The organism is Pelagibacterium lentulum (assembly GCF_003992625.1).
GTDB classification, from domain to species: Bacteria; Pseudomonadota; Alphaproteobacteria; order Rhizobiales; family Devosiaceae; genus Pelagibacterium; species Pelagibacterium lentulum.
Window position 1 is genome coordinate 81,406 of the sequence record NZ_RZMW01000007.1, and the last position, 12,465, is coordinate 93,870.

Annotated in this window: 12 protein-coding genes; 11 read left to right on the top strand and 1 reads right to left on the bottom strand. The window is 56.1% G+C overall.

Translation table 11 applies throughout. From position 1 onward, the window contains the following. The first annotated feature begins 31 nt into the window (after window positions 1–31). The 10 genes from xylB to EO133_RS01750 all read left to right on the top strand — a co-directional run bounded on the left by xylB (window position 32) and on the right by EO133_RS01750 (window position 10,778). On the top strand, window positions 32–1,546 hold the full coding sequence (gene xylB, locus EO133_RS01705) for a xylulokinase (RefSeq protein ID WP_127070942.1): 1,515 nt from the start codon (window positions 32–34) through the stop codon (window positions 1,544–1,546). Continuing rightward, on the top strand, window positions 1,543–2,460 hold the full coding sequence (locus tag EO133_RS01710; protein ID WP_127070943.1) for a sugar phosphate isomerase/epimerase family protein: 918 nt from the start codon (window positions 1,543–1,545) through the stop codon (window positions 2,458–2,460). The genes xylB and EO133_RS01710 overlap by 4 nt, the downstream gene beginning before the upstream one ends. Then, the gene (locus EO133_RS01715) at window positions 2,453–3,004 is read left to right on the top strand and encodes an SIS domain-containing protein (protein WP_127070944.1); all 552 of its coding nucleotides are present in this window, start codon (window positions 2,453–2,455) and stop codon (window positions 3,002–3,004) included. Before EO133_RS01710 ends, EO133_RS01715 begins: the two co-directional genes overlap by 8 nt. Before the next feature lie 27 nt (window positions 3,005–3,031). Next, a complete protein-coding gene (locus EO133_RS01720) occupies window positions 3,032–4,069 on the top strand; it encodes a sugar ABC transporter substrate-binding protein (protein ID WP_127070945.1) in 1,038 nt (345 codons plus the stop codon). Window positions 4,070–4,162: 93 nt separating this feature from the next. Then, window positions 4,163–4,918 carry an ATP-binding cassette domain-containing protein gene (locus tag EO133_RS01725; protein WP_127070946.1) on the top strand — a complete coding sequence of 252 codons (756 nt, stop codon included), beginning with the start codon at window positions 4,163–4,165 and terminating at the stop codon, window positions 4,916–4,918. After that, window positions 4,918–5,907, top strand: a complete 990-nt coding sequence (locus tag EO133_RS01730) for an ABC transporter permease (RefSeq protein ID WP_127070947.1) — start codon at window positions 4,918–4,920, stop codon at window positions 5,905–5,907. Before EO133_RS01725 ends, EO133_RS01730 begins: the two co-directional genes overlap by 1 nt. A gap of 333 nt (window positions 5,908–6,240) precedes the next feature. Beyond that, window positions 6,241–8,703: an alpha-ketoacid dehydrogenase subunit alpha/beta gene (locus EO133_RS01735; protein WP_127070948.1), complete on the top strand. Its 2,463-nt coding sequence runs from the start codon at window positions 6,241–6,243 to the stop codon at window positions 8,701–8,703. Between the two features lie 19 nt (window positions 8,704–8,722). Next, window positions 8,723–8,965, top strand: a complete 243-nt coding sequence (locus EO133_RS01740) for a lipoyl domain-containing protein (RefSeq protein ID WP_127070949.1) — start codon at window positions 8,723–8,725, stop codon at window positions 8,963–8,965. 9 nt (window positions 8,966–8,974) lie between these two features. Further along, window positions 8,975–9,736 carry an alpha/beta fold hydrolase gene (locus tag EO133_RS01745; protein WP_127070950.1) on the top strand — a complete coding sequence of 254 codons (762 nt, stop codon included), beginning with the start codon at window positions 8,975–8,977 and terminating at the stop codon, window positions 9,734–9,736. A 61-nt stretch (window positions 9,737–9,797) separates the two neighbouring features. Beyond that, on the top strand, window positions 9,798–10,778 hold the full coding sequence (locus tag EO133_RS01750; protein WP_127070951.1) for a sugar-binding transcriptional regulator: 981 nt from the start codon (window positions 9,798–9,800) through the stop codon (window positions 10,776–10,778). 22 nt (window positions 10,779–10,800) lie between these two features. Here the strand turns inward: EO133_RS01750 and EO133_RS01755 are convergent, their stop codons facing one another. After that, the gene (locus EO133_RS01755) at window positions 10,801–11,256 is read right to left on the bottom strand and encodes a PfkB family carbohydrate kinase (protein ID WP_127070952.1); all 456 of its coding nucleotides are present in this window, start codon (window positions 11,254–11,256) and stop codon (window positions 10,801–10,803) included. A 54-nt stretch (window positions 11,257–11,310) separates the two neighbouring features. On the opposite strand from EO133_RS01755, the gene EO133_RS01760 reads away from it, so the two are divergent. Then, window positions 11,311–12,410 (top strand): IS3 family transposase gene (locus tag EO133_RS01760; RefSeq protein WP_371870951.1). Its coding sequence is split into 2 segments (ribosomal slippage): window positions 11,311–11,572 and window positions 11,572–12,410, totalling 1,101 coding nucleotides; the frame shifts between segments, so codons are not numbered across the junction. Window positions 12,411–12,465: the final 55 nt, after the last annotated feature.

The window sequence follows — 12,465 nt, forward strand, 5'->3', positions numbered from 1 at the left end:
TAATGCAAAAAATTGCAGTTTGGAGGAGGGGATGAAGGTCGCAGGTTTCGATGTCGGAACGACCGGATTAAAGGGCGTTATCGTCGATAGCGACGGCAGCATCGTTGCCGAGACTACGATCCCATACGCCCCTTCAGTTCCGCGTCCTGGCTGGTCGCAGCAAGATCCGGAAGTCTGGTGGGCAGCATTTATCGCGTGTGCTGCAGCGCTTGTCCAAAAGGCCGGCGCGCCCGATGCTATTGGCTTGTCAGGCCAGATGCATGGCTCGGTGTTTCTCGACGCTGCCGCCAAGTCCATCTCCCCTGCCATTCTTTGGAATGACCAGCGCACCGAAGCCGAGTGTGCCCAACTGATTGAGATGACCGGTAACAAAGCTGTCGACTGGACGCTCAACGAACCCAGGACTGCATTTACGGCCGCCAAAATTCTTTGGCTTCGCAACAACTATCCTGAAATTTACGCGCGGTTGCATTCGGTACTTTTGCCCAAGGATTTCCTTCGGTTTCGGATGTCAGGCGAGAGACTTTCCGATGTCACCGACTCATCGGGCACCAATTTGCTCGATGTACGCAATCGCGAATGGTCGCAGCCGATGCTCACGGCCACCGGAATCGAAAGGTCGCTCCTCCCTGATCTTGTCGAGTCCGTGGACCGCGCGGGCGCCGTCACCCGGATCGTCGCGGAACGTACTGGCTTGAATGCTGGAACGCCCATCGTGGGTGGCGGCGCCGATCAGGCTTGCGCGGCGATTGGAAACGGCATTGTCGAGTCAGGAACCCTATCGATCACCATCGGGACCAGCGGTGTCGTTTATGTGCAGCTCCCCGAAATCGCGCTCGATCGAACCGGAGCGTTTCACACATTCTGCCATGCAGTGCCCGGCACCTTCATGGCGATGGCTGGCGTCTTGGCTGCTGGAGGCTCCTTCCAGTGGTACCATGATACTATCGGGGCCAGCGATGCCGAAAAAGGTGGATTCTCGGGCATCGTGCAGTCCCTCGATACACTTCCCCCCGGTGCTGGCGGATTGGTCTTCCTACCGTACTTAACAGGCGAACGTTCACCGCATAACGATCCGCGGGCCAGGGGGGCGTTCATCGGCCTGAGCAATCGCCACACGCGCGCCCATATGGCTCGAGCTGTTATCGAGGGGGTCTGTTTTGCCTTGCGCGATCTCGTGGAGATCATCGAAGGCATGAATGTTTCTGTGTCGGGTGTTCGGGTGGCCGGCGGCGGAGCGCGCGGTCGCATCTGGCTGACAACACTTGCCAGCGTCCTGGGACGCCCAGTCATGGCCACCGAAACGCCTGACGCCTCGGCCTTTGGTGCGGCAATGCTTGCCATGAGCCATCGGACGGATATTGCAATCGGCGATCTTGCTACCAGTTGGGTTAAAACAGCGCCACCGGTTGAACCGGAAATGACGGCTCAGGCGATTTATCAGGATCTCTATCAAGTGTTTCGCAGTCTCTATCCTGCGAACCGATCCGCAATGCATGCCCTTTTCGAGATCGATTCCAGAACCAGTCAGGATGTCGTTCAATGAAACTTGCTGCCGTAACATCGCTATTCAAATATTATCCCCTGCCAGTTGCGCTCGACCAGATCTCTCGGGCTGGATACGAGGGGGTGGAGCTCTGGGGCGGCCTGCCGCATGGGTATATCGAGGATTTTTTCGACAACGGCCGGATTAATACCGCCATTATAAAGGCCTGCCGCCGCCTCGTGGACGACGCGGGTCTAAAACCGGTGCAGTTTCTGCCCGAGCAATGCTTTTATCCAGTCAATTATGCGATTGGCGATGCGCCCCCATTCGAGGGGCACTCGCTGCGAAAGCGTTCGCTGGATTATTTTCGTCGGGCAGTCGAGGTCACAGCGGCACTAGAATTTCCGCGCATGTGCGTAACGACGCCATTCTGGGGCTGGGTTCAGTCGAATGGAGAATGGCGCCATCACGGCAAGCACGATCTGGAGGGGGTGATCGATGCGGTCGGCCAGATCAACCGCCACGCTGAACGCTACGGCGTTGAGATTGTCCTTGAACCGCTCAGCTATCTTGAAACCACGGGGGTTGAGACGCTCGATGAAGTCGGCGCGCTGCTTACTGGGGTTGGGTCGGACAATCTTAAGATTATGCTCGATACGGGCCATATCCATGTCACTGCACGGTCACTTGGCCGCGACAGTACGGAATATTTCAGAACACATATCGAGGCTCTTGGCGACAAACTTGTTCATATCCATCTGAGCGACAATTTCGGCGACCTTGATGCGCATCTGGTGCCCGGGGAGGGCAGTTTCGCTTTCGAGCCCGCTTTTTCGCAACTCAAGGCTGTGCATTACGATGGGTATTTGTCTGCCGAACTGATGATGTTTGGTGCAAATCCGATCCCACCCACCCCGTACGACCTGTTGGTCGCAACCCGCGAGTTTGTTCGGGAGGCCGAATCTCGTGGCTGATATCGGCGCGCGCATTCTCGATGAGATGGTCGAAACGGCCAGAAGCATCCCGTTCAGCGAAACGACCCGGTTGGCTGCGACGGTCATGGGCGCACCGCGCGTATACATTCAGGCGCTGGGGCGGTGCGGGCACATCATGCGTACTTTTGCAATCCGGCTCGCACAAATGGATATATCTGTCCATGTTGTTGGGGAACCAAGTGCTTTGGCGGCCCGACCCGGCGATTTGCTGGTGATCGGCTCTGGGACTGGCGAGACCGGTGGAAGCGTCGCTATTGCGCAAAAAGCCCGGGATCTGGGACTGGATTTACTGGTGATGACCGCGTCGCCACAATCACGGCTGGCAGCAATCGCAGGCATTCCGATCATCCTGCCGGGCGTCAGCAAGGACGATATCGACGCGCAGTTACATTCGATCCAGCCGCCTGGCTCGCTTTTTGAACAGATGCTGTTTTGTTTTCTAGAGCAAACGATTTTCGAAATCGCGCAGAAGCGTGATCCTGGCTATGCCGTCATCCGCCGGCAGCACGCCAATCTGGAATGAGCGGATACATCTGTGGAGGAGGAAAAAATGGACAGACGAGACTTTATAAGGACGACAGGTGCCGTAGTCGCTACCGGTGCCATGGTTTCCAGTGCACTGGGGCAGACCTTGCCTGATCGGCGCATTCGCGTCGGGTTTGCGGCGCACAGTATCGACCTTCAAGCCCTTTTCGGTCAATTGCGTGAAGGTTTCCGAGGAACACTCGATGAAGCGGGACTTGACTACGAATATGTCGAAGCCGCCCCCAATACGAGCTCAGATCACGCTGGAATGCTGTCGATACTGGAGAATATGGCTGCCCAGCAACCCGATTACGTTCTTGTAGGGCCGACCTCGCTTGAGCTCAATGAACCGGGGCTACGGCTTATCGCCGAATCTGGTGCCAAGCTGCTTATGACCGATTATGTGCGGCCCGAAGAAGGCGTGTCCTATGACGACGCCGTACTGAACTGGGTTGTTTATAGCCACGAAGAGATGGGGTTCAAGGCCGGTGAATGGCTGGGCGACCAAATGCGCGCCAAGGGCATCCGTAACCCCAAAGTCGTCATGCTCTGGGGACCGGCCGCTTCGGAAATTTCGGTGCAGCGCGGGGAAGGGGCCATTGCTGGCATGAACAGTCATGACGATCTCGATTTCGAAATCGTTTACGAAGCAAATGCCGATTTCGACCGTCGACTTGCATACGATGAGACCGAGCGGGCCATCGCCGCATATGACTTCGATGCCATAATGTGTCTCAACAGTTACATGTCGGTGTCGGCGTCCAACGCAATCGCCGCGAATAATCGCAGCGGTGACATCGTGGTTTGCGGCATGGGTGGAACAATAGACGAGTTGCAGGGCATCGCTTTGGGCGAAATCGGTGTTGCACCTTTCCGGGATCCACGCTCGATGGGACGAGCTTCGGCGCAAGCCCTGCTCGCTCATTTGACAGGACGCGAAAGCGAAATCGAGCGGACTGTTTATGCTGAAATCCCCGTTCTCGAAAACGCCTATCGCATCAGAAAGTCAGTGCCGCGTGAAATGTTCGATGTGGCCGATTTCCTCAACGATCATTTGGGCTAGATCCCCGACCTACCTCGGAATGGCATTTGCCATTCCGAGGTGTTGCCCCAATTGGGCAGGATGTCGCCGCCCATCCAAAGAATTGGAACTGTTATGACCAGTCAGAACGCACTGCTTGAAGTGCAAAATCTAAAGAAGAGTTTCGGCGGCGTGCAGGCCGTCAAGGGAGTGAGCTTCTCCTTGTTTTCTGGTGAGGCCGTCGCTGTCGTCGGCGACAATGGTGCCGGAAAGTCAACGGTCGTGAAAATGATCTCGGGCGCCTACGCACGCGATGAAGGGGAAATCAGGTGGAACGGATCGCTCGCAGAGATCAACGATCCCGACGCTGCGCGCGGGCTAGGCATCGAGACGATGTATCAGGATTTAGCATTGATTCCAGATCTCGATGCACCGGGTAATGTATTTCTAGGCCAAGAGCCGATGAAGCGGCTGCTCGGACTGGTTCCGGTGCTCGACCGCAAGAAAATGGAAGAAGAAGCGCGTAAGCTACTTGAGCGCGTGCGGATCAACCTGCCGTCCCTGGATCGCCCCGTCCGCCAATTGTCGGGTGGGCAACGGCAGGCCGCGGCCATCGCTCGGTTTCTGCTTTCTGAGCGGGCACGTCTGATTATCATGGACGAGCCGACCGCAGCACTGGGCGTTCAAGAGCAGAGGAAAGTGCTCGACCTGATCCAGACTCTCAAGGCACAGGAAATGACCATTCTGGTGGTCAGCCACAACCTCGAACATGTCTTTGATGTTTGCGATCGGATCATTGTGTTCCGTGCAGGAGAAATTGCGGGAATCGTCCGCACCGATGAAGTCGACAAGCAGACAGTTGTCAGCCTTATCATGGGAGGGAACACCTGATGTCCAGTTCAACAAACGACACGCGTCCATCCGGGCAGGAAACAGGTATTCTGGCTGTCTTGGGCAAAATCAATCCTCTTATATTCGTCCTACTGGCCCTCTACATCCTGATGCTGATTATGAGTGACCGGTTCTTTTCGTTTTTCAATCAGATGAACATTATGCGGCAGGCATCAGTCTTTCTGATAATTGCCATCGGCCAGACCTTTGTTATCGGTAGCCGGGGGATCGATCTTTCGGTGGGCTCTGCGGTGGGTGCCGTAGGATGTTTTATGGCCTCTCTGATCGCCTGGGGCGTTCCTGTGCCTTTTGCATTGCTGTTGGGCGTCTTGATGGGAATGGCCATTGGGTTAGTCAATGGCCTGGTCATTACAAAGCTCAAGGTGAACCCGCTCATTGCAACGCTCGGCATGATGGTCGCTTTGCGGGGTGCAACGCATTATCTGATGGGCGACCAAGTGGTGACAAGGCTTCCCGCTGCGGTGCAATATCTGGGACAGGGTATTGTTTTCGGTATACCCATGCCCGCTATTATTGCAGCGATGGCCGCAATAGTCGGCTACTGGCTCTTCTTCCACACGCGATTTGGCCGTTACACGCTTGCTATCGGATCAAATGAGGGCGCAGTCGGTCTTGTCGGCATTTCGGTCGATTGGATGAAGATCAAGATCTATATGTTCCAGGGCGTCTGCGTGGCTGTGGCGGCCGCAGTTCTGATCGGTCGCCTTAACGGTGCATCACCCGATCTCGGCCTCAATTATGAGTTGCACATCATTGCAGGCGTTGTGCTTGGCGGAACCGCTCTCTATGGCGGTGTCGGTTCGATCATCGGGACTGTCCTGGGGATTCTGACCATTGGCATTGTTGAAAATGCAATGGTGCTAATCCGCGCAGACTTCCACCTCCAGCGCGTGTTGATCGGCGCACTGCTTATTGCGGCAGTCGCCTATCAGAATTACCGCCGAAGGAAACAGGGAATTGGCGAATAAGCCAATATCCAAATACGCGCAGGCCATTTTTTGGCCTGCGCTAAATGATCGCCAATGATGCGTCCATAGCTGGAACTCCAGCGCGCTTGACTTGAAAAATCGAACTTTCCCGGATGCAACGCGTCCGTCGGACTCGATGGAGTGGGCGCTCGACATACAGTGCGCCCTGAAACATCCATGGGTTGTCCGATCGGGACCGTGCGCGATCAGGCCCGGCAACCGCGGCTCGATGACAGTCTCAATAGCAAGTACATTTGCGTATTTAATTTGACAAATGTTGCATAAGGCGCAATAGCTGACCCGAAACGAGATCTTCGGAATAGGGGGAGAGTTATGCCTAAACAACTCGTAATCGAGCCTGAACACATGCGCCGGAAAGGCGAGATCAAGTTCGCTTCGATTCCCGTTCACAGCTATGATCGAGCGTTTTCTGAAGAGCGAGCAGCGCGTGGCGACGCCGCACTCAAGAACATTTTGCGCCATATGATGATCGTTCGCGAATTCGAAACGATGCTGGGCACCTTCAAGGCAACGGGCGCATATCGTGACATCCCCTTTACTTATAAAGGGCCCGCGCACCTGTCGATCGGGCAGGAAGGTGCTGCCGTTGGTGCTGCTCTCGCCCTTGCTCCCAATGACCACATTTTCGGGTCGCACCGAAGCCATGGCGAGTTTATTGCCAAGAGCCTCGCGGCCATCGACCAGCTCGATCCAGCCTCTCTTGAGGCCATCATGGCCGAGCACGAAGATGGTCGACTGCGCGATGGGACAGCAGCCCATATCGGCGGGGAAGGAAAGGCGCTCGCCGAAAACTTCATGCTCTTTGGACTCCTCTCGGAGATATTCATGCGCTCCAACGGGTTCAATGGTGGCATGGGCGGATCCATGCATGCCTTCTTTCCTCCGTTTGGTGCGTATCCCAACAACGCAATCGTTGGCGGTTCGGCAGGGATTGCGACAGGCGCCGCACTACGCAAGAAGCTCGCGCGCGAAAACGGCATATGCGTTGCCAATGCAGGCGACGGGTCGACAGGCTGTGGACCAGTATGGGAGGCGATGAACTTCGCATCTATGGCCCAGTTCAACGCCTTGTGGGATGAGTCCCGCAAGGGAGGATTGCCGGTTCTCTTCTTCTTTAGCAACAATTTCTACGCCATGGGTGGCCAAACGATCGGAGAAACCATGGGCTGGGAGCGCCTCTCGCGAATTGGTGCTGCCATCAACGCTGACTCGATGCACGCGGAAACCATCGATGGTACCAATCCGCTCGCCGTTGCCGACGCCGTTGCTCGCAAGAAGGCTCTGTTGCTTGAAGGTCGGGGGCCCGCCTTACTCGATGTCGAATGCTACCGCAGTGCTGGTCATTCAACCACAGACGCCAACGTTTACCGCTCGCGCGACGAACTCAAGGCATGGGAGGCCTTTGACCCGATCGTTCGGTTCCAGACCCAACTGGTCGAAGACGGCGTCATGACTGAAGGCGATGTTCTTGAAATGCGCGAGATCGTTGGTCGTACGATCGAGGCAGTGACGCGTGCAGCGGTCGACCCGGAGGCAGCGCCAATCGTCAACGTTGAAGGCGACCCGACGCTGATCGGGAAATTGATGTTTACCCACAACGATATCGCACCGCCCTCCAGTCCAGTACCTCTGATCAAGCAGCCTGAAGACGTGGCGGCGTTCCGCCAGCTCAAGCGTAAATCTCGGTTCGGTCTTGATGCCGACGGCAATATCCTTTCCGGCATGCGTGCGATCACCCTGCGTGACGGGCTCACCGAATCCATCCTGCATCACATGACTCTCGATGAATCGCTGGTCGCTTATGGCGAGGAATGTCGCGAATGGGGAGGGGCCTTCGGCGTCTATCGTGGCCTCTCCGAAATTTTGCCTTATCACCGGCTGTTCAACTCTCCCATTTCTGAAGCTGCTATTGTTGCAACTGCAGTCGGTCACGCGCTCGAAGGCGGGCGTTCTCTTGTTGAATTGATGTATGGTGACTTTATCGGTCGGGCAGGCGACGAAATCTTTAATCAAATGGCCAAATGGCATGCCATGTCGGGCGGAATGCTCAACGTCCCGGTCGTCCTTCGATGTTCGGTGGGCAGCAAATATGGAGCCCAGCATTCTCAGGACTGGTCGTCCTTGATCGCGCATATCCCAGGCCTCAAAGTGATCTATCCGGCAACGCCCTACGATGCCAAGGGGCTCATGGCTTCGGCTCTTTCGAGCAACGATCCCGTGGTATTTTTCGAAAGCCAGCGTCTCTATGACACCGTGGAAAAATTCCAACCCGAAGGTGTGCCCGAAGACTACTACCGCATACCAATCGGTGAGCCCGACATCAAACGGTCGGGCAACGACCTAACTATCCTCACCATTGGCCCCTCACTCTATCCCGCACTTGCGGCGGCCGAGGCGCTAGACAAGAGCGCAGGCTTGTCGGTGGAAGTGATCGATGCTCGTTCGCTCGTTCCGTTCAATTACGACAAAGTCCTCGAGTCGGTCAAAAAGACCGGTTTCCTGCTCATCGTTTCTGAGGCATCCGAACGCGGCAGTTTTGCCATGACGCTCTCGTCCAATGTATCCCGCTTCGCCTTTGGCGATCTTAAAGCCGCGCCCAGAGTTCTTGGCTCGCCGAATTGGATTGTGCCGGGCGCGGAAATGGAATCGACCTACTTCCCTCAGGTCGCCGATATCATCGACGTCGTCACCGGCGAATTTTTTCCTGAGAAAAAGACGCCCGCCCAAGGTAGCCGCAACTGGGACGCCCGCGATCTTGCGCGCATGGCGCTCTGAACACCAATACGGAGAAACCATGACTTCCACGCCATTGCTGATGCCCCAATTGGGCAATGAGATCACTGAAGCCGAGGTCACAGAGTGGCTCAAGCAGCCCGGTGATACGGTAGAAAAGGATGAACTTGTCGTCATCATCACCACAACAAAGATGAGCATGGAGCTTGAGGCGCCCGCAGCGGGCAAACTTGGGGAAATTCTCGTACCCGAGGGTGAACTTGCTGAAGTCGGAGCAGCCCTTACAATGATCGAAAGCCGGTAAGGAAAAGCGATGACCGAGGCGTTTGCCAAACCGGCCACGGCCATTCATTGGCTAGGTGGCGTCGAACGAGCCATGCCAGTTGTATTCATCCACGGATTGGGCGCGGACCGCTACGCTTGGGCGGCAAATGGGCCAGCGCTTTTCGATAGCTACGCAGTTTACGCGGTCGATCTACCCGGCCACGGGAGCGCAGGGAGCCTGCAGGACAATGCTGACTTGCCTTTGCTCGCTGATGATGTGGCGGCAGCGCTCGAACCGAAATTCAGTACCCCCTATTGCCTGGTCGGCCACTCTCTGGGCGGAGCAGTCGCCCTTAGCATGGGGAAACGCTATTCTGAAAGGATCGCGCAAATTGTCGTAATTGCTCCGGCCGGGCTTGGGCGGAACCTCGATCAGACATTTCTGCGTTGTCTGCCCGACCTTAAGACCGTTGAAGATGCCAGAAGCCTTCTTGAAAGACTTGTTGCGCTGCCCCGCCATATCAGATTGCCCATGGCCCAGCATCTTTTGGCGAGCCTTGAGGTGCCCGGACGCAGGGACGACTTGCGTGCCTATGCCGGAATACTTTCGGGCCTCGAACGCCGTGATGTCCCTCAAGTTCAAGCCACCTGGATCTGGGGAGCGCTCGATTCGATGAACCCGCTCGACGCCGACGGGTTCGACGCTAGCGTTGATAGTATCAATGTCATCCCCGACGCTGGCCATATGCCACAGATCGAAAGCGCGACAAAAGTAAACCGATTGATCAGGTTGGCGCTCTCGCGTTGCTAGCCACGAATGATTTTTTGCAGGTATAAGCGGGTCGCATTGTGGTTGGATATGGAGACTTGTAATGGCGCGATTACGTGGAGAAACCAACCGGACGCTCTCAAGTGCCGCGTCGCTCCGTTTGCGCGCCGCGTGGCTCTATTTCAACCAGAAGATGACGCAAAAAGAGATTGGCGACCGTCTTGGTGTCTCACGCGCGACGGTTATGCGAATGCTTGAGGAGGCTCAGCGGCGTAACGAAGTTCAGATATGGATCAGCGAAGGCATTGACGAGTGCATTGCGCTTGCGATCGAACTCGAAAAGAGCTTCTCGCTTGACGAAGCCGTTGTCGTACCGACTTCCCAAGAAACGGATGATCCCTCCCGCGCGGTGGGGGCGGCTCTCGGGCGCTTTCTTTCCGAGACGGTAGCCGAGAATATGACATTAGGGGTCGGTTGGGGACGGACGCTTACTGCATCGCTGGACACCTTCGCGCCTATGCGTCGCGACGGCGTTAAGGTTGTCTCGCTCCTTGGTGGGTTGATCCATCCACGTCACACCAATCCGGTCGAATACTCTTGGCGACTTGCCAGTCTTATGGATGCAGAGTGTTATTTCTTCCTCGCTCCTTTGATCGTTGACTCGATTGATACAAAACGGACTCTCATTGAGAAATGCGGGCTGGAGACGCTCATCGATATTGCGACCAAGCTCGACGTTGCCGTTATAAGTTGTGGCAATGTCACGCGAGAGGGCGCTTCGCTGGCGCGCGACTTTGTCACTGCTGACGAACTTCGCGAGCTCATCGCGGCAGGCAGTGTATGCGATGTCATGTGCAATTTTCTCGATGCTCAAGGTCGGACAGTTGATCATCCTGTCAACCAGCGGGTAATGTCAGTTGATCTCGATACTATGGGCAAAGCGGGGCACGTTGTATTGGCAACCGGCGGACAAGAGAGGGCCGGGGCTTTGCGCGCAACGATGCAGCGCTTGGACGTTAATACACTGATTACGGATGAAGGTGCAGCACGAGCACTCCTTGATAAAGGTGTGCCAAGTCAATAGTCGACCCGTTGTCTAAGCCGTTCTAAAGTATCCGAACCTCGCTTGCCCAAGGCGGATCGGCTCCATCGCGGCTACATGTGATAGCTGCTGCTCGCGTGGCAAACTCCCCGATGGTTTCGAGATCATGCTTTTTGAGCGCGCCGAGTGCCGCCTTGTTCAACAGCCCTCTGTTTTCAAGCTCTGACAGGAGTGCGCCGTGAAAACTGTCACCGGCCCCAATCGTATCTTTGACAACACATGGTTGGGCTTTGAGAACGATCCGGTCAGCGACGGTCTGGAGCAAAACCCCGCGCTCGCCGCGCGTCAGAACAACAAGTTTCACACCTTGCTCGAGCCGGTCGTTTATAAAGGCGTCTATAGAGACGCAAGGATCGAGATAGACCAGATCTTCGTCGGAGAGCTTCAATATGTCGGCTTGGTCAATAAGCCTAAAGATCCTTTTGCGATAGGCTGACCTGCTGCCGTGAATTTGGACCATTCTGAACTGGAATTTTCCAATTATGATCCCGTGGTCGGGAGATGGAGAATGCTCATGAAGAAGTCCAAGTTTACCGAGGCCCAAATCGCCTTCGTGCTCAAGCAGGCCGAGGATGGCACGGCGGTCGGGGAAGTCTGTCGCAAGGCAGGCATTTCGGAAGCCACGTTTTACAACTGGCGCAAGCGGTATGCGGGGCTGATGCCATCGGAGATGAAACGGCTGCGTCAGCTCGAGGAAGAGAACGGCAAGCTCAAGCGGATCGTCGCCGATCTGAGCCTGGACAAGGCCATGCTTCAGGATGTGCTGTCAAAAAAGCTCTGACGCCTGCTCGCAAGCGCTCGCTTGTCGATGAGATCAGAGCGACCTGGAAGGTCTCGATCCGAAAGACCTGTGATGCCTTGAGAGTCGACAGGTCGCTCTACCACTACAAGTCCAGGCGCGGCGAGCAGGCTGATCTGCAGCTACGGATCAAGGAGATTTGCGAGACCCGTGTCCGCTATGGCTATCGTCGGGTTCACATCCTGTTGCGCCGGGAGGGCTGGGATGTGAACCCGAAGAGAATCTACAGGCTTTACAAAGAGATGGGGCTTCAGCTGCGCAACAAGACGCCCAAGCGGCGGGTTAGGGCAAAGCTGCGTGATGACCGGATGGCTGCCACGAGCACCAATCAAGTGTGGGCCATGGACTTTGTGCATGACCAGTTGGCCACCGGCCGCAAGATCCGTATCCTGACTATCGTGGACACCTTCTCACGCTACGCACCAGCCGTGGACCCTCGGTTCAGCTACAGGGGCGAGGATGTGGTTATGACACTCGAAAAGGTCTGCAGGGAAATAGGATATCCGAGGACGATCCGGGTCGACCAAGGCTCGGAGTTCATCTCCCGCGACCTTGATCTCTGGGCGTATCAGAAGGACGTCGTGCTCGACTTCTCCCGCCCTGGAAAGCCAACCGACAACGCCTTTATCGAGTCGTTCAATGGCAAGTTCCGAGCCGAATGCCTGAACGCTCACTGGTTCATGAGCCTTGACGACGCCCGCTCGAAAATGGAGGATTGGCGTAGAGACTACAACGAAGTCCGCCCGCACAGCGCAATCGGGAACAAACCCCCGATATCGCTTATGAACGCATCAGGGGCAGCCGGCCCACCCTGATCGTTTATCCCCGGAAATTCCCAATCCGGGTGGTCCAAAGTCGGGGAGCACGTCA